The sequence below is a fragment of the Corynebacterium lemuris genome (assembly GCF_024919295.1).
Classification (GTDB): Bacteria; Actinomycetota; Actinomycetes; order Mycobacteriales; family Mycobacteriaceae; genus Corynebacterium; species Corynebacterium lemuris.
Genome location: NZ_JANWTC010000001.1, coordinates 466,626 through 483,824 on the forward strand (window position 1 = coordinate 466,626; position 17,199 = coordinate 483,824).

Below are 17,199 nucleotides of genomic sequence, written 5' to 3' on the forward strand. Positions count from 1 at the left end.
GCATGAGCAACACTGCACAGAACACCAAGCGCACGCCGGTCGGCAAGGACATCTCCACCCGCCGACGCGAGGCCCGCGCACGCCGTCACTTCCGTATCCGCAAGACCCTGCGTGGCACCCCCGAGGCGCCGCGCCTGGTCGTGCACCGCACCTCCCGCCACCTGCACGTCCAGGTCATCGACGACCTGGCCGGCCACACCCTGGCTGCCGCCTCCACCATGGAGCCGGACGTCCGCGCTCTCGAGGGCGACAAGAAGGCCAAGGGCGCCAAGGTCGGCGAGCTCATTGCTGAGCGCGCCAAGGCTGCAGGCATCGAGCAGGTCGTCTTCGACCGTGCGGGTTACAAGTACCACGGTCGCGTCGCCGCTCTGGCTGATGCCGCTCGTGAAGGTGGTCTGAAGTTCTAATGACCATCGCAATCAAGTACATCAACGGAAGGACCGCGTAATGCCGGGACGTGAACGGCGTGACGGCGGACGCACCGCCGCCAGCAGCACCAACACCAACACCAACGAGCGTAACGAGCGCAAGGGCAGCAACCGCCGCGAGCGTGACGATCGTCGCAACCAGCAGCAGGACGAGCGCAACCAGTACATCGAGCGCGTCGTCACCATCAACCGAGTCTCCAAGGTCGTCAAGGGTGGTCGTCGCTTCAGCTTCACCGCTCTCGTGATCGTCGGCGACGGCCAGGGCATGGTCGGCGTCGGCTACGGCAAGGCCAAGGAAGTTCCCGCCGCCATCCAGAAGGGTGCCGAGGAAGCCCGCAAGAACTTCTTCCGCGTCCCGATGGTCGGAGGCACCATCACCCACCCGGTCCAGGGTGAGGCCGCAGCGGGCATCGTCATGCTCCGCCCGGCTGCCCCGGGTACCGGTGTCATCGCCGGTGGCGCAGCCCGCCCGGTGCTCGAGTGCGCCGGTATCCAGGACATCCTCTCGAAGTCCCTGGGCTCCGACAACGCCATCAACGTCGTCCACGCCACCGTGGCCGGCCTGAAGCAGCTCGTCCGCCCCGAGGAGGTTGCCGCACGTCGCGGTAAGACCCTCGAGGAGGTCGCACCGGCTCGTATGCTGCGTGCACGCGCAGGTCAGGAGGCGTAAACCATGGCACTGAAGATCACACTCGATAAGGGTTTCATCGGTGAGAAGCCGAAGACCCGTGCCAACCTGCAGGCCCTCGGCCTGCGGAAGATCCGCCAGTCCGTGATCAAGCAGGACAACGATGCCACCCGTGGCATGCTGCATGTCGTGCGCCACCTGGTCACCGTTGAAGAAGTGGCAGGGGAGTAGTAAAACATGAGCGATATCATCAAGCTCCACGACCTGCGCCCGGCCAAGGGCGCCAACAAGCCGAAGCACCGCGTCGGTCGCGGTGAAGGCGGCAAGGGCGGCAAGACCGCCGGCCGCGGCACCAAGGGCACCCATGCCCGCAACAAGGTGTCGGCAGCATTTGAGGGTGGCCAGATGCCGCTCCAGATGCGTCTGCCGAAGCTCAAGGGCTTCAAGAACCCGAACAAGGTCGTCTTCCAGGTCGTCAACGTCTCCGACCTCGAGAAGGCCTTCCCGAACGGTGGCGACGTCACCGTGACCGACATCGTTGCAGCGGGCCTCGTGCGCCCGAAGCAGCCGGTGAAGGTTCTGGGTAATGGCGACCTCGGCGTCAAGCTGAACGTCACCGCAACCAAGTTCTCCAAGTCTGCCGTCGAGAAGATCGAGGCAGCAGGCGGTTCCGTCACCGAGGCTTAAAGAAGCTTCCCGACGCCCGCGTCGTACCGCACCCCCGCACTGTTCACCCAGTGCGGGGGTGCGGTCTTTTTACTGCAGGATCACCACGACCCACCCGATGGCAAGCGCGATGCCCGGGGAGAAGACCAGGACGGCTGCGGCCACGCCGGGCAACCGGTCCCATCTCTGCCGGGCCACGAAGAAGGCGGAAGCCACCAGGGGGATCACGGCCGGGCGAACGCGTTCGCACGCCCCCGCCCGGTGCTTACGGGGGAAACAAAAGTGTTAAGTAGGCCGCAAATCAGCCTATGTGCGGGGGCGCTGGTAGGCTGATCGAGTCAATCGTGTCAATTCCCCCACCCCTGGCATACGCATGCCAGTTCTGTGGGGCCAGGAGGCTTCGTGTCCGCCATTATCCAGGCATTCAAGGACGTCGACCTGCGCAAGAAGATCATCTTCACAGTGCTGATGGTGATCATCTATCGCATAGGTGCGCAGATCCCGTCGCCGGGCGTCGACTATGCATCAATCAGTGGTCGCCTGCGTGATCTCACCCAGGAGCAGGGCAGCGTCTATTCGCTGATCAACCTGTTCTCGGGTGGCGCGCTGCTGCAGTTGTCTCTCTTCGCCATCGGCATCATGCCGTACATCACGGCGTCGATCATCGTCCAGCTGCTCACTGTCGTCATCCCGCACTTCGAGGAGCTCAAGAAGGAGGGGCAGTCGGGACAGGCGAAGATGATGCAGTACACCCGCTACCTCACCCTGGCTCTGGCCCTGCTGCAGTCCTCCGGCATCGTCGCCCTGGCGGACCGCGAGCAGCTGCTGGGCCAGGGCATCTCCGTCCTCGCCGCGGACCGCACCCTGTGGGACCTCATCATCCTGGTCGTGACCATGACCTCCGGCGCCATGCTGGTGATGTGGCTCGGTGAGCTGATCACCGAAAAGGGCATCGGCAACGGCATGTCGTTGCTCATCTTCGCGGGTATCGCCACCAGCCTGCCGACCGACGGCATGAACATCCTCCAGACCTCCGGCGGCGTGATGTTCGCCGTCGTCCTCGTCGCCGTCGTCATCCTCGTGGTCGGTGTCGTCTTCGTGGAGCAGGGTCAGCGCCGCATCCCGGTGCAGTACGCCAAGCGTATGGTCGGCCGTCGCCAGTACGGCGGCACCTCCACCTACCTGCCGCTCAAGGTCAACCAGGCCGGCGTCATCCCGGTGATCTTCGCTTCCTCACTGATCTACATGCCGGTGCTCATCACTGAGATCGTCAATTCCGGCTCGACCGCGACCGCGGACAACTGGTGGCAGCGCAACGTCATCCAGTACCTGCTCACCCCGGCGTCCTGGCAGTACATCGTCCTGTACTTCGTGCTGATCATCTTCTTCTCCTACTTCTATGTGTCGGTCCAGTACGATCCGGCTGAGCAGGCGGATAACATGAAGAAGTACGGCGGCTTCATCCCGGGCATCCGTCCGGGACGGCCGACCGCGGAGTATCTCGGTTTCGTCATGAACCGTCTGCTCTTCGTCGGTGCCGCCTACCTCGGCATCATCGCCGTGCTGCCGAACATCGCGCTCGACCTGGGTGTGGGCAACAGCAGCGCCGGTATGACCGCCTTCGGCGGCACGGCCATCCTCATCATGGTGTCGGTCGCCCTGACCACTGTGAAGCAGATTGAATCCCAGCTTCTCCAAAGCAACTACGAAGGACTGCTCAAATGAGACTTGTACTCCTCGGACCCCCCGGTGCCGGCAAGGGCACCCAGGCCGTCATCCTCTCCGAGAAGCTGGGCGTGCCCCACATCTCCACCGGTGACCTCTTCCGCGCGAACATCGGTGAGGGCACCCCGCTGGGTGTCGAAGCCAAGCAGTACATCGACGCCGGTAAGCTCGTGCCGACCGATGTCACCGCCCGCATGGTCAAGTCCCGTCTGGAGGAGGCGGACGCCACCGGTGGTTTCCTGCTCGACGGCTTCCCCCGCACGGTGGAGCAGGCCGGTATCCTCAAGGACCTGCTGGCCGAGAACGGCCACGAGCTCGACGGTGTGCTGAACTTCCAGATCGCCGAGGACGTCGTCGTGGAGCGCATGCTCGCCCGCGGCCGTGCCGATGACAACGAGGAGACCATCCGCACCCGTCTCGGTGTCTACCGCGATGAGACCGCCCCGCTGATCGAGCACTACGGTGACAAGATCATCACCATCGAGGCCGAGGGTGAGGTCGAGGAGATCAACGACCGCGCCATGAAGGCTCTGGGCAAGTAACCTCTGCCCGTTCCCCAGGGGGCCGCGTTCCGGAAGAAGACCCGGGCCGCGGCCCTTCCCCCTTTTCTGCTGTCAGGAGCACACACCATGGGATTCCGTTCCAAGCGCCGCGCCATCCCGGCGAAGACACCGGGCGAACTCGACGCCATGCAGGCCGCCGGCGAGGTCGTCGGCCGCGCACTGCAGGCCGTGAAGGCCGCAGCGGGGCCGGGGGTGACCACCCTCGAACTCGACCGGGTCGCCGAGGCCGTCATCCGCGATGCCGGGGCGGTCCCCAGCTTCCTCGGTTACCAGGGTTTCCCGGGATCGATCTGCTCCTCGGTCAACGACGTCATCGTCCACGGCATCCCCACCGATGAGGACATCCTCGAGCCGGGTGACCTGATCTCCATCGACTGCGGTGCCACGCTCGACGGCTGGGTGGGGGACTCGGCGTGGTCCTTCGGTATCGGGGAGGTGGACGAGGACGTGGAGAAGCTCAACCAGGCCACCGAATGGGTGTTGGCTGAGGGGTTGAAGGCGATGGTGCCCGGCAACCGCCTCACGGACGTCTCCCACGCCCTGGAGACCGCCACCCGGCGCGCCGAGGAGAAATTCGGCGTGAAGCTCGGGATCGTCGACGGTTACGGTGGCCACGGCATCGGCCGTGAGATGCATGAGGAGCCCTACCTGGCCAATGAGGGACGTGCCGGCCGGGGACCGCTCATCCAGGCAGGCTCAGTGCTCGCCATCGAGCCGATGCTCACCCTGGGCACGACTGATTCCGCCGTGCTCGACGATGACTGGACCGTGGTCACCCTCGACGGTTCCTTCTCCGCCCACTGGGAGCACACCGTCGCCGCGACCGAGAACGGTCCGCGGATCCTCACTCCCCGCAGGTGAGACCTACCCCACAATGGGGTTTCGGCCGGTGGAATCGGTTGTGGGGGCTTATACTTCAGGGCATGAGTTCCATCTCCCGTCGCCTCACCGGCCTCCTCGCCTCTGTCGCAGCCGCCGCAACGCTGCTCGTTGCCCCTGTGGCCGCGCAGGCGCAGCCCGCCCTGCCGGATGCCTCTTCGAACGTCGCCGGCGCGGTGGGTTCCTCACAGCAGGATCTGCGCGATTCGGCATGGAGCACCCGTAACCAGATCCACCAGCAGACCTCCGCACTGCACCCGCAGGCGGCCAATGCCGTACGCGGCGCCTATGACGCGGCCATTGAGAGCGCGTTCCCGGGCCTGATCAACCAGCGCACCGAGGCCGCCCGCCCGAAGCCGCAGCCGGCGCCCGCCCCGGTGGCCGCGCCCGTGGGCACCCCGGCGATGAACACCGGCCCCTGCCCGGCGGACGCCAAGGTCTGCGTCGACATTGACGGCCGCCGTACCTGGCTGCAGAACAATGGTCAGGTCTACTACGGCCCCGTCGCCCATGCTCCGGGCAAGCCGGGGCAGGAGACCCCGCGCGGCACCTTCTGGGTCAACCGTAAGGTCAAGGACGAGGTGTCCTACATCTTCAACAACGCCCCGATGCCCTACGCCGTGTACTTCACCTACAACGGCCATGCCTTCCACCAGGGCAACCTGGCCTACGAGTCCGCGGGCTGCATCCGCCTCAACCCGAACGACGCCGTGACCTACTTCAACGACCTGCAGATCGGCGACAAGGTCTTCATCTACTAGTACCGGCCGAGCAGCAGAACACAGGGAACAGGAGAGGGGCCCGGCGTCAGCCGGGTCCCTCTCTGTTGTTCCCGGCCTTGCCTGGCAGGGGTGACCTGCAGAGAGACGAAGGTCGGGGCAGGGTTGTCGGTTCACCGGTTGTTTGGTATTTGGGACTCGCGCGTGTAACCTTTGACAATGGTGTATACGCAGTTCGCGTTATGCCACCTTTTTGCAGTGGAAAACTAAGGGGCCGGCCCTGGGCCGGCCCCGGGAATGTGGAGGATATGGCTAAGGAAGGCGCCATCGAGGTTGAGGGTCGCATTGTCGAGCCCCTGCCGAATGCAATGTTCCGTGTCGAGCTCGACAACGGGCACAAGGTTCTCGCTCACATCAGTGGCAAGATGCGCCAGCACTACATCCGTATCCTGCCCGAGGATCGCGTCGTTGTGGAGCTGTCTCCGTACGACCTGACCCGCGGACGCATCGTCTACCGCTACAAGTAAAGCAAACCGCCTCCCTACTCCACGGCATTCGCCGCGGGGTTGCTCAACGCCGCCCCTGCGAGTGTCACACTCACCTTCGGCCACGGTGGCTGGAGCCCCACGAATCACGGTCCATCGCCCGGTCATCGGTCCGGGAAAAGCACCGTCTGGTGGGGATGAGTAGGGAGAAAACCACCGTAACAACCCGAAAGGTACGTACCACATGGCACGTCTTGCTGGTGTTGACCTCCCGCGCAACAAGCGCATGGAGGTTGCACTCACTTACATCTACGGCATCGGCCCCGCCCGTGCCGCCAAGCTTCTCGAGGAGACCGGCGTCTCTCCCGACCTGCGCACCGACAACCTGACCGATGATCAGGTTGCGGCTCTCCGTGACGTCATCGAAAACTCCTGGAAGGTCGAGGGTGACCTCCGCCGCGAGGTTCAGGCTGACATCCGTCGCAAGATTGAGATCGGCTCCTACCAGGGCCTGCGCCACCGTCGTGGCCTGCCCGTCCGGGGCCAGCGCACCAAGACCAACGCACGTACGCGTAAGGGTCCGAAGAAGACGATCGCCGGAAAGAAGAAGTAGAATATGCCTCCGAAGACTCGCTCTGGCGCACGCCGTACCGGCCGTCGCGTCGTAAAGAAGAATGTGGCCCAGGGCCACGCCTACATCAAGTCCACCTTCAACAACACCATCGTGTCCATCACCGACACCACCGGTGCTGTCGTGTCCTGGGCATCCTCCGGCCACGTCGGGTTCAAGGGCTCCCGTAAGTCCACCCCGTTCGCCGCGCAGATGGCCGCCGAGAACGCTGCCCGCAAGGCAATGGACCACGGCATGAAGAAGGTCGACGTGTTCGTCAAGGGCCCGGGTTCGGGCCGCGAGACCGCAATCCGTTCCCTCCAGGCCGCCGGCCTTGAGGTGTCCTCCATCTCGGACGTGACCCCCCAGCCGCACAACGGCTGCCGTCCGGCCAAGCGTCGTCGCGTCTAAGAAAGGAAGAGGTAAGCAGATATGGCTCGTTATACCGGTCCTGTAACCCGTAAGTCCCGCCGCCTCCGCGTCGACCTTGTCGGCGGAGACATGGCGTTTGAGCGTCGCCCCTACCCCCCGGGTCAGGCTGGCCGCGCCCGCATCAAGGAGTCCGAGTACCTCCTGCAGCTGCAGGAGAAGCAGAAGGCTCGTTTCACCTACGGCGTGATGGAGAAGCAGTTCCGTCGCTACTACGCCGAGGCCAACCGTCGCCCGGGTAAGACCGGTGACAACCTGGTCATCCTCCTGGAGTCCCGCCTCGACAACGTCGTCTACCGTGCCGGACTGGCCAAGACCCGTCGTCAGGCCCGCCAGCTGGTGTCCCACGGCCACTTCCTGGTCAACGGCAAGAAGGTCAACGTCCCGTCCTACCAGGTGTCGCAGTACGACATCATCGACGTGCGTGACAAGTCCCGCCAGATGATCTGGTTCGAGGAGGCACAGGACTCCCTCATCGACGCCGTTGTCCCGGCCTGGCTGCAGGTCGTTCCGTCCACCCTGCGCACCCTCGTGCACCAGCTGCCCGAGCGCGCCCAGATCGACGTTCCGCTGCAGGAGCAGCTCATCGTCGAGTTCTACTCGAAGTAATTCTTCACCCGGACCGGCACACGCCGGTCCGGGTTGGAATCCTCTCAACTGCAATCCTCATTTTCTTCAACGACGTCAAATAGCGGGCGTCGACAAAGGAGAGTCTCATGCTCATTTCCCAGCGTCCTGTGCTCACCGAGGAGTACATCGATTCCGCTCGTTCCCGGTTCGTCATTGAGCCGCTCGAGCCCGGTTTCGGCTACACCCTCGGCAACTCGCTGCGCCGTACCCTGCTGTCGTCCATCCCGGGCGCAGCCGTCACCTCCGTCAAGATCGATGGTGTGCTCCACGAGTTCACCACGATCAACGGTGTGAAGGAGGATGTCTCCGAGATCATCCTCAACATCAAGGGTCTGGTCCTGTCCTCCGACTCCGACGAGCCGGTGGTCATGTACCTGAGCAAGGAAGGCCCGGGAGAGGTCACCGCCGGCGACATCCAGCCGCCGGCCGGTGTGGAGATCCATAACCCGGAGATGCACATCGCGACCCTCAATGAGCAGGCGCGTCTGGACATCGAGCTGATCGTGGAGCGTGGCCGCGGCTACGTTCCGGCGTCCATCACCGCCGGCGGCGGAGACATCGGCCGGATCCCGGTCGACCAGATCTACTCCCCGGTGCTGAAGGTCACCTACAAGGTCGAGGCCACCCGTGTCGAGCAGCGCACGGACTTCGACAAGCTGATCATCGACGTCGAGACCAAGAACTCCATCACCGCCCGCGACGCAGTCGCCTCCGCAGGCAAGACCCTCGTCGAGCTCTTCGGCCTCGCCCGTGAGCTCAACACCGCCGCCGAAGGCATTGAGATCGGACCCTCCCCGCAGGAGACCGAGTACATCGCCGCCTACGGTATGCCGATCGAGGACCTGAACTTCTCTGTCCGTTCGTACAACTGCCTGAAGCGTCAGGAGATCCACACCGTCGGTGAGCTCGCAGAGTGCACCGAGTCTGATCTGCTGGACATCCGCAACTTCGGTCAGAAGTCCATAAACGAAGTGAAGATCAAGCTCGCCGGCCTGGGTCTGACCCTGAAGGACGCCCCCGAGGATTTCGATCCCTCCACCCTGGAGGGCTACGACGCCGAGACCGGCGACTTCGTCGACAACGACGGAGACGCAGCCGAGGATTCCGAGTAGCACGCCCAACCGGGCCCCGGCACTGACGCCGGGCGCCCACGCGCTCAACACACACGTACCCGAGGAGTACCAACATGCCTACCCCCAAGAAGGGCACCCGTCTCGGCGGCGGCGCAAGCAACCAGAAGAAGATCCTCTCTAACCTGGCTGCCGCGCTGTTCGAGCACGGTGCTATCAAGACCACCGACGCGAAGGCCAAGACCCTGCGTCCCTACGTGGAGAAGCTGATCACCAAGGCCAAGGACGGTTCCGTCAACGCCCGCCGCCAGGTGCTCGCCGATGTCCCGCAGAAGGACGTCGTGGCCTACCTCTTCAACGAGCTGGCCCCGAAGTTCGAGAACCGTGATGGTGGCTACACCCGCATCATCAAGCTCGAGAACCGCGCCGGCGACAACGCCCCGATGTCCCAGATCTCCCTCGTTCTCGAGGAGACCGTGAGCTCCGAGGCTTCCCGCGCCACCCGCGCGGCAGCCTCCAAGAAGGCCGCTGAGGAAGCGGCCGAGGAGACCCCGGCTGAGAACGTCGAGGTCAATGCCGAGGAGACCGCCGCAGATCCGACCGAGCCCGCTGAGGGCGACGTCTCTGCTGAGGCTCCGGCCCAGGAGGGCTCCGTTGCCGAGGCCGAGGCCGAGGTCAAGTCCGAGGAGACCGAGAACAAGTAGTTCGCGGTCCCATCCGGCACCACCGCAGCGCCCCTTCCCCCGCATCAGCGGGAGGAGGGGCGCTGCGCCTTTCCCCCTCCCGCGGCCGGTAACCTTGGTTCCCATCATGGACACTGATCTCATCCGCCTCCGGCTCGACCTGACCTACGACGGCACCGACTTCCACGGCTGGGCCCGCCAGAAGGCCCAGGAGGGTGCCCCGCCGCTGCGCACCGTGCAGGGGGTGCTGGAGGAGGCGTTGTCGCTGATCCTGCGTATCGACGCCGTCCTCACCGTCGCCGGCCGCACCGACGCCGGTGTGCACGCCGCCGGGCAGGTGGCTCATCTCGATGTGCCGGCGGACCGGTTGCAGCAGCGCACCATCGACGGGGACCCCATGCGGTTGGTCCGCCGACTGGCGCGCCTGTTGCCCGACGATGTCCGCGTCCACGCCATCACCTTCGCCCCCGATGGTTTCGACGCCCGGTTCGCAGCGCTGCGCCGCCATTACGTCTATCGGCTGACCACCCACCCCCGGGGTCCGCTGCCCACCCGCGCCCGGGACACGGCGCACTGGCCGAAACCGGTGTACATCGGGGCCATGCAGGCGTCCGCCGATGTGCTGGTGGGTCTGCATGATTTCGCCGCCTTCTGCAAGGCCCGGCCGCACGCCACCACTATCCGGGAACTACAGGCTTTTAACTGGCACGACGTCTCCACTCCTCTGGAGCCGCAGCTCTATGAGGCGCACGTGAGCGCGGACGCGTTCTGCTGGAACATGGTGCGCTCCCTGGTGGGGACGTGCCTGACGGTGGGGGAGGGGCGTCGGGAAGCGGAGCTGCCTGGGCAGCTGCTGCAGGAGAATGAGCGCTCGCCCATCATCCCCCTGGCCCCGGCGAGGGGGCTGAGCCTCGTCGGCGTGGACTACCCGGCCGATGATGAGCTGGCCGGGCGAGCGCACATCACCCGTGACAGGCGTAAGCTCTAGGAGTTTGATGCCACTTGGGTGAGTCCGTGGGGGACCTGTGAAGGCGTGAGTTGTAGACTCAGGCTTTGTTTGAACGGTCTGTGCCGTGAGTTGGTCCTAATATGAGGCCGGAAAGGCTGGTGTCTGGGGTGGAGATGTTCCCGCTGGTGCTCGTCGCAGCCCTGGTGTTCAGCGTGCCGGGTGCGATCCTGGGCTGGGTGTCGGGACTGAGGTTGCCGTGGGCGGTCGCCTCCTCGGTACCGGTGAGCTTCGGTATCTTCGGGCTGGGAGCGTGGGTCCTCGGCCAGACGGAGATCCGTTACACGTGGGGGACGTTCCTGGCGTTCTGGCTGGCGGTCCTCGTGCTGGCCGCCCTGTGGCGGGGGGCTTTCCTGCTGCTGGGCCGGCGCCGCGCGCGCCGCGCCACCACCCCTGTGGCGGACACCGGTGGGGATGAACCCCCGGAGGACCCGGAGACCACCGGGCGACGCCCGCGGCGCTCCCGCCGGGGTGGCCTGCTCGATCCGGCGTGGCTGCTGCCGGCTGCCGGCGCACTGACCGGGATGTGGCTGTTCATCGACCGCGGCCTGGAGTTCTTCCGGGACGTGCCAGGTGAGCTGGAGAACATCGTCCAGGGTTGGGACGTGCACTGGCATGCCTCGATGGTGCGCTGGTTCATGGATGAAGGCATCGCGGATCCCACCCGGCAGGGCGAGCTGCGCAACATCGAGACCGGCAACGACATGTACTACCCCTCGGCGTGGCACGTCGGTGCGGGACTGGTCGGCGAGGCCGCGGACATCAGCCCGATTGCCGCATTGAACCTCACCAGCATCGTCCTGCCGGGCATGCTGCTGCCGTTGTCGGTGGCGATGATCGCGTGGAAGATGGTGGGCCGCGGTGGCCTGACCGCCCAGCTGGCGGCAGGCATCGGCGGCATCGCCGTCTTCGCCTCCCCGGTGCTCATGTGGATCGGCTATTACGTCGGTGCCTGGCCCTACCTGGCGGCGGTGGCGGCCTCGGGTGTGGTCATGGCGCTGTTCATGCATGTGCCCTACCGGCCGGTGGCGGCCTTCGCGGCGATGCTCTCGCTGGCGGGCATGGTGCAGCTCCACCCCTCGGCGGTGACCATCGTCGTGTTGGCGCTTGCACTGTGGTGGCTGCTGTATCTGCTGTGGGCGCCCTCCCGGACGGCGGCGCCCCTCGGCGGGAAGGTGCTGGTGCGCCTGCAGGACGTCGGCTGGTTGGCGCTGGCCGGTGGTGTGGGCACCGCGATTCTGGTGCCGCAGCTGCTCAGCGGCACCAGCGAGGGGGAGGAGGTCTCGTCCTTCACCGCCTTCGAGGACGTCACCCGTGCCGAGTCGTGGGCGAAGGCCTTCGAGATGCAGACCCGCCACACGGACATGTTCCCGGACTTCAACCAGACGCCGCTGCTGTGGCTGGCCGGCATCGGCGGTGTGGCGTTGATCCTGTGGCGCCGTAACCTGTGGGCCCCGCTGTTCTGGTTCGTCTCCGCGGCGATGACGGCCAACTCCCTCAGGCTCTTCGGGGAGCCGTGGGGCGACTGGCTCAACATCATCGGCAATCTGCACTACGCCACGGCACATCGTCTGGTCATGCCGGTGGCCATGTTCACCTTCGCCGCCGCGGGAGTCGGCCTGGCGGTACTCATCCGTCTCATCAGCCTGGCGCCACTGCGGATGAACGGCACATGGACGCGGGTCTCGGTTGCCGTGTCCGTCATCCTGGGTATCGGGGCCGGCTACGGTACCGCGGTGTGGGCGACCCGCGACTCCGTCATGGAGGGGGCGGAGTGGTCGATCAACGCCCCGCGCCACGATGACCGTATGGTCAATGCCGCAGACATCCGAGCCTTCGAGTGGTTGGCGCAGCAGCCGCACGCCTATGAGGGTGCCATCTTCGGTGAACCCGCTGACGGCCACGGCTGGATGTACGCCTACAACGGTCTGCCCTCGGTCATGCGCCACTATCTGTGGCCCAACGTCGACCGGGCCTCGGCCACGGATCTGCTCTACTGGCACCCCAACCTCCTCGGGGTGGGCAACCACGGTGACCCGGAGCAGATCAACAACGTGGACAAGGCCGCCCGGGAGCTGGGCGTGAACTTCTACTTCGTCTCCCCGTGGAGCTTCTGGGGTTTCCAGGAGCCGCGTTTCGAGATGATCGACGGGCTCTGGGAGACCCCGGGGGTCACCCCCGTGTACCGGGACCAGAACGTCGCTGTTTTCGCCGTCAACCAGGCCTTCACTGATGCGGAGCTGGAGCAGATGCGGGAGCCGGGCAACTCCCCGGAGGAGCTGCCGCCGCTGCTTCTCGACGCCGGGGGCGACCCCGTCTTCCACCGGCCCAGCAAGCCGGACCAGGGTGGGGAGGATGCCCTGGCGACCCCGGGTAACCCCGCGACGGATCCCGCTCCGGTTGAGATCCCCGCGACCCGGCCTTAGTCTGACGGCGGTATAACCCGCCCGTCACGGGGTGTTGAGTCATCAAGGGGGAGATGACATGAGTTCCACAGTGCTGCCCACTACCCGGGCGCAGGTGACCGGACACCGGTTCCTGCGCCGCCGGGTCGAACACGGTCTGGTCTTCGGTGACATCCGGATGATCCATGACCCGTTGGCCGCCCGCCACCGGGCGATGCTCTTCGGCCTGGTGGCCACCGTCCTCATCGCCGTGGGCGCGGGTCTGCTCGCCTGGCTGCGGCCGGCGGCGGACCCGGGGGACGCACCCATCCTGCAGACCTCCGAGGGCGCGTTGTTCGTGCGTGTCGACGACCGCGTCCACCCCGTGGCCAACCTCGCCTCCGCCCGGCTCATCGCCGGGGAACCGGCGGAACCCGCCCGCATCGGCGCAGAGCTGCTGGCCGCCACCGACCGGGGTGTGCCCCTGGGCATCCACCCCGCCCCGCTGGTCCTGGGTGGGGAACCGGCCGGTGAGCTGGTCTGGTCCGCCTGCCACCGCCCGGATTCGGGCACCGTCACCGTCGCGGTGGGGGATCACGTCACTCCGCTCGGCGGCCACCGGGGTGTGCTGGCCACCGCGGCGGGTGTGGAGTGGCTGCTCACCACCGCCGGGCGCAGGCAGCTGCCGGATCCGGTGACAGAGGAGGGGCGCATCATCCGCCGGGCCCTGGGGATCAGTGCGGACACCCCGCGCTGGGAACCTCCCGTGGAGGTGCTCAACGCCGCGGCAGAACTGGAGCCGCCGCGCCTGCCGGACCCGCTGCCGGGCGAGATCCTCGACACCGGTGCCGGCCGGTGGGCCCGGGTGCCGGGCGGGATCGCCCCTGTGAGCGGCACCCAGGCAGAGATGCTGGCGGACGCCGGGGTGCCGGTGCGCAGCGTGCCCCGTGCAGAACTTTCCGCCCACCCGGACGCGGAGTTCCACCTGTCCCTTCCGGAGGTGGCTCCGTTGTGGCTCGACCCGGCGCAACTTGCGGTGTGCGCCACCGACGCGGGGAAGGTGACCACCCTGCGGCCCGGTGAGCACCGTCCCGTGACGCTGTCGGGGGAGGGGACGGCCGCCGAGTTCCTCAGCAGCCTGCCCGCGGCGGTGGCGGTGGACACCGGCAACAGCCTCCACGTCATTGACACCACCGGGCTGCGTCACCCCGTGCCTCACGCTGCTGACCTGCAGTCGCTGGGTCTCGGTGCGCCGGTCGCGGCACCCTGGCCGGTGATCCGGTTGCTTCCGGAGGGCGCTCCGTTGAACGCGGCGACCGCCGTGGGGGCAGCCTACTGAGATCCGCACAGGTATGACCATAGGTCGGGAACCGGCTGCTGTTCCCGTTCGTTATGTACGCATGGCTTCTATGCGACAGATGGTCTCCTACCGGGTGGACAGACTCGCGCACACCCACACGAAGGCCAAGGACGGCCGCTACGGCTACCTCGTGCGGCCACTCACGCTCATCCTCGGTTGGTCCGTGCTGATCATCGGCCTGATCACCATCCCCCTGCCCGGCCAGGGCTGGCTGACCACCTTCATCGGCGTGGGCATCCTCTCCCTGGAACAGGAATGGGCCCGACGCCTCCTCGGTTACGGGGTGCGTCTCTATGACCGGTTCCACTTCTGGTTCAACCGTCAGCCGCAGCTCTTCCGGATCCTCGCCACCACAGCCCTGATCGTCCTCATCTGGGTGGTCTTCTTCGGTGTCACCTGGGGTGCCTGGCGGATGGGCAACCTCGACTTCCTCACCCCCTACGCGCACCGGATCGGCCTGGTGCGCTGAACCCGCTGAGCCCGCGCACCAGCACCCCCGCGAGCACCACCACCCCGAGCCCACCCACGATTGCCGCGGCCCTGCCCGGCGCCTCCGGGACAGGGCGCTCCTGCTGCCCGATGCCCACTTCTCTGCCCGCCACCGCATAGTCCCCGGCCAGATGGGTGAGTGTGGCCTGCGGATCCACCACCCCGTGCCCCGGCTGTGCCGCCTGGCGGATGCGTCCCCGGATCTGTGCGGCCGATTCGTGCGGATACCGCTCCCGCAGCAGCGCCGCCACCCCCGAGACCACCGGCGCCGCGAAGCTGGTCCCCTCGAAACCGCTCTCCTGGCCCCGGGCGTCCACCACCCCGGAGGCCCAGCCCACACCCGTAGGAGACGGTCCCACCGCGACCCGGCCCGGCGCGGCAACCTGCCCCACCCCCGGCATGACATAGTCGGCCACCGCATGCGGGTCCTGCGGATGCACCGCCGCCACCGCGAGCACGGTCTCCTCCTGGGCCGGATGGACGACCATGCCCGGCTGGCAGACCGAACCGGCGTTGCCGGCCGCGGCGACCACCACCGCCCCCTCGGACTCGGCGCGGTGCAGGGCGTCGTGGAGGGGTCGGGCGTCGAGAAGCACTCCCGCATCCAGGCAGGAGACGACAGAGACGTTGATCACCTGCGCCCCGGCGTCGAGCGCCTCATGGACCGCCGCGGCCAGACCCGCCAGGGTGCCGGCGGCACCACCGTCGACCTGCTGGTGGTGGGCGCTGGACTGGCGGATGCTCAGGATCACCGCGCCGGGGGCGATGTCAGTGACCACCCCGGCCACGACGGTGCCGTGGCCGTCGCAGTCCAGGTGGGGATCCGGGGCACCGGGGCTGACCAGATCCGCGACAGGTTCGACCCGCAGCCGCGGATGGGCGGCCACACCCGTGTCGATGACCGCCACCCGCACCCCCTCCCCGCGGGCCAGGCGGTGCAGATCCGGGTCAGGCTGCGCCGGGGCGGGGGCCTCGACCGGTCGCGTGCACGGCACATCCGGTACCTGCGCCGCCGCCGGAACAGCGGCGGGCAGGGCCAGCAGCAGACCCAGGCCGAGCACCACCCGCCTCAACTCAGCCCCCGGACGAGCACGAAGAGACCGGCCAGGTGCGCCGCCAACGGCAGGGAGGCAGCCAGGGCGAGGGATTCCGCCCGCTCCCACCACACCAGCGCGGTCGGTTCCAGGTCCGGCACCCGCGGCGCCCACACCGGTGCGCCCAACCCCGCACCCGCCAGAACCAGGGCCACGGCCCACTGCAGAGGATTCCCCGGTTCGGCGGCCGCCACCGCCCCGGCCACGCACGCCACCAGGCCGACCAGCATCCAGGACCACGCGGCCACCGCCTGCCGGTGCCGGGCCGCGTGCAGGAGAACCGTCCCGGCCACCGCCACACACAGGGCCTGCGCGAAACCGCCGCCGTGGAGGCCGATGACCGCCAGCGCCGGGATCATCGCCCCCGCCGCACCGAGCGCGGCACCCTCGTGCAGGTGCCGGGCGCGCCGGGCGCGGGCGTCCACATCCGGCTGCACCTCATCCGCCACCCCCAGGTCCTGCCCCGCCGTGGGCAGCCGGGGTACCCGCAGGCCGGCAGCACGCGTCGCCAGGCCCGGGAGCTGCCCCATGAGCATCACCCCGGCGGCCAGCACCAGGGCGGCGGAGGCCGCACCCGGTTGCGCGGCATGACCGGGCAGGAAGGCGCCTGCAGCGGCGAACGAAGCCATACCGAGCACCGTCGCCGAGGCCGCGGCGGTGCGCGCCCCGATTCCGGCGATCACCACCGTGAGCAGCAGCATCACCGCGGCACCGGCCACGGCCGTCAAGGCCGCCAGACCCAGCGTCGCAGATTCCGCAGCCTCCTCCGGGCGGGCGGCCTCGAGCACGCCGGCACCCGCCGCTGAGCCGGCCAGGAGCACGGCCACCGGCGCCAGCACCCGGACCCTGCGCCGCACCACGAGCACCGTGACCGCGGCGACCGCTGCCAGTGCCAGGGCCTGGGCGGTCGGGAGCAGGCCCACCCCCACCGCCAGCACCGCCGCCACCCCGGCCACCGCGCCGGCGGCGGCCAGGCCACCGGTGCCGGCCTCCCCGGCGGATTCCGACAGGGCCTCCGCCGCATCCCGCACCACCGGCGCGACCGCCTCGTGGCGCGGGGTGAGAACGACCACGGCACCATGGTCCAGCGGGGTCTGGTGCAGCGGCACCGCCGGGTCCAGGGTGGTACCGGCGGCGGTCATCGCCTGCCAGGGCCGGGAGATCCGGGGTGCGCCCACCAGGGTGACGATCTCCGGGATCACCTCCGCCAGCGTCGAACCCGCCGGCAGGGCCAGGTCCGCCTCCCGGTGGTAGGTGCCCACCTGGAAACGGACGGTCAGGCGCAGGACATGGTCGACGGACACGGTTCTTCCCCCTGGTATTCATGCGGACACACCCCCTGTGCGACCGC

At 67.5% G+C, this 17,199-nt stretch carries 21 protein-coding genes; 18 read left to right on the forward strand and 3 right to left on the reverse strand.

Translation table 11 applies throughout. The features are described 5' to 3' along the window. Positions 1–2: 2 nt before the first annotated feature. The 4 genes from rplR to rplO are packed head-to-tail and all read left to right on the forward strand — an operon-like array spanning position 3 to position 1,743. The gene (rplR, locus tag NYP18_RS02330) at positions 3–407 is read left to right on the forward strand and encodes a 50S ribosomal protein L18 (protein ID WP_259426488.1); all 405 of its coding nucleotides are present in this window, start codon (positions 3–5) and stop codon (positions 405–407) included. Between the two features lie 40 nt (positions 408–447). After that, positions 448–1,098, forward strand: a complete 651-nt coding sequence (gene rpsE / locus NYP18_RS02335) for a 30S ribosomal protein S5 (protein ID WP_259426489.1) — start codon at positions 448–450, stop codon at positions 1,096–1,098. 3 nt (positions 1,099–1,101) lie between these two features. Next, positions 1,102–1,287, forward strand: a complete 186-nt coding sequence (rpmD, locus tag NYP18_RS02340; protein WP_259426490.1) for a 50S ribosomal protein L30 — start codon at positions 1,102–1,104, stop codon at positions 1,285–1,287. A 6-nt stretch (positions 1,288–1,293) separates the two neighbouring features. Beyond that, positions 1,294–1,743: a 50S ribosomal protein L15 gene (gene rplO / locus NYP18_RS02345; RefSeq protein ID WP_259426491.1), complete on the forward strand. Its 450-nt coding sequence runs from the start codon at positions 1,294–1,296 to the stop codon at positions 1,741–1,743. A 69-nt stretch (positions 1,744–1,812) separates the two neighbouring features. Here the strand turns inward: rplO and NYP18_RS02350 are convergent, their stop codons facing one another. After that, positions 1,813–1,938, reverse strand: coding sequence for a hypothetical protein (locus tag NYP18_RS02350; protein ID WP_259426492.1), 126 nt, complete (start codon positions 1,936–1,938; stop codon positions 1,813–1,815). A gap of 186 nt (positions 1,939–2,124) precedes the next feature. Here NYP18_RS02350 and secY point away from each other — a divergent pair, with 186 nt between their 5' ends. From secY to NYP18_RS02420, 14 genes are all read left to right on the forward strand, one after another. Then, complete coding sequence (gene secY / locus NYP18_RS02355; protein WP_259426493.1) at positions 2,125–3,447, forward strand: preprotein translocase subunit SecY; 1,323 nt, start codon at positions 2,125–2,127, stop codon at positions 3,445–3,447. After that, positions 3,444–3,989 (forward strand): adenylate kinase, encoded by a 546-nt coding sequence (locus NYP18_RS02360; protein ID WP_126120150.1) that lies wholly within the window; start codon positions 3,444–3,446, stop codon positions 3,987–3,989. The genes secY and NYP18_RS02360 overlap by 4 nt, the downstream gene beginning before the upstream one ends. An 87-nt stretch (positions 3,990–4,076) precedes the next feature. After that, a complete protein-coding gene (map, locus tag NYP18_RS02365) occupies positions 4,077–4,871 on the forward strand; it encodes a type I methionyl aminopeptidase (protein ID WP_259426494.1) in 795 nt (264 codons plus the stop codon). 62 nt (positions 4,872–4,933) lie between these two features. Next, on the forward strand, positions 4,934–5,650 hold the full coding sequence (locus NYP18_RS02370; protein WP_259426495.1) for a L,D-transpeptidase: 717 nt from the start codon (positions 4,934–4,936) through the stop codon (positions 5,648–5,650). Between the two features lie 266 nt (positions 5,651–5,916). Continuing rightward, a complete protein-coding gene (gene infA, locus NYP18_RS02375; protein WP_003854422.1) occupies positions 5,917–6,135 on the forward strand; it encodes a translation initiation factor IF-1 in 219 nt (72 codons plus the stop codon). A gap of 202 nt (positions 6,136–6,337) precedes the next feature. After that, a complete protein-coding gene (gene rpsM / locus NYP18_RS02380; protein ID WP_259426496.1) occupies positions 6,338–6,706 on the forward strand; it encodes a 30S ribosomal protein S13 in 369 nt (122 codons plus the stop codon). A 3-nt stretch (positions 6,707–6,709) separates the two neighbouring features. Further along, positions 6,710–7,114: a 30S ribosomal protein S11 gene (gene rpsK / locus NYP18_RS02385; RefSeq protein ID WP_259426497.1), complete on the forward strand. Its 405-nt coding sequence runs from the start codon at positions 6,710–6,712 to the stop codon at positions 7,112–7,114. Positions 7,115–7,135: 21 nt separating this feature from the next. Next, the gene (rpsD, locus tag NYP18_RS02390) at positions 7,136–7,741 is read left to right on the forward strand and encodes a 30S ribosomal protein S4 (protein ID WP_126120145.1); all 606 of its coding nucleotides are present in this window, start codon (positions 7,136–7,138) and stop codon (positions 7,739–7,741) included. 107 nt (positions 7,742–7,848) lie between these two features. After that, on the forward strand, positions 7,849–8,874 hold the full coding sequence (locus NYP18_RS02395) for a DNA-directed RNA polymerase subunit alpha (protein WP_259426498.1): 1,026 nt from the start codon (positions 7,849–7,851) through the stop codon (positions 8,872–8,874). A 74-nt stretch (positions 8,875–8,948) separates the two neighbouring features. Next, positions 8,949–9,536 carry a 50S ribosomal protein L17 gene (gene rplQ, locus NYP18_RS02400; protein ID WP_259426499.1) on the forward strand — a complete coding sequence of 196 codons (588 nt, stop codon included), beginning with the start codon at positions 8,949–8,951 and terminating at the stop codon, positions 9,534–9,536. A gap of 106 nt (positions 9,537–9,642) precedes the next feature. Beyond that, positions 9,643–10,503 carry a tRNA pseudouridine(38-40) synthase TruA gene (gene truA, locus NYP18_RS02405; protein ID WP_259426500.1) on the forward strand — a complete coding sequence of 287 codons (861 nt, stop codon included), beginning with the start codon at positions 9,643–9,645 and terminating at the stop codon, positions 10,501–10,503. 134 nt (positions 10,504–10,637) lie between these two features. Continuing rightward, complete coding sequence (locus NYP18_RS02410; RefSeq protein WP_259426762.1) at positions 10,638–12,947, forward strand: DUF6541 family protein; 2,310 nt, start codon at positions 10,638–10,640, stop codon at positions 12,945–12,947. A 58-nt stretch (positions 12,948–13,005) separates the two neighbouring features. After that, a complete protein-coding gene (eccB, locus tag NYP18_RS02415) occupies positions 13,006–14,244 on the forward strand; it encodes a type VII secretion protein EccB (RefSeq protein ID WP_259426501.1) in 1,239 nt (412 codons plus the stop codon). 61 nt (positions 14,245–14,305) lie between these two features. Next, a complete protein-coding gene (locus tag NYP18_RS02420) occupies positions 14,306–14,734 on the forward strand; it encodes a TIGR02611 family protein (protein ID WP_259426502.1) in 429 nt (142 codons plus the stop codon). Here the strand turns inward: NYP18_RS02420 and NYP18_RS02425 are convergent. Both NYP18_RS02425 and eccD read right to left on the reverse strand, forming a co-directional pair. Continuing rightward, complete coding sequence (locus NYP18_RS02425) at positions 14,697–15,818, reverse strand: S8 family serine peptidase (RefSeq protein ID WP_259426503.1); 1,122 nt, start codon at positions 15,816–15,818, stop codon at positions 14,697–14,699. The genes NYP18_RS02420 and NYP18_RS02425 overlap by 38 nt on opposite strands. Positions 15,819–15,823: 5 nt before the next feature. Next, positions 15,824–17,152: a type VII secretion integral membrane protein EccD gene (eccD, locus tag NYP18_RS02430; protein ID WP_259426504.1), complete on the reverse strand. Its 1,329-nt coding sequence runs from the start codon at positions 17,150–17,152 to the stop codon at positions 15,824–15,826. Positions 17,153–17,199: the final 47 nt, after the last annotated feature.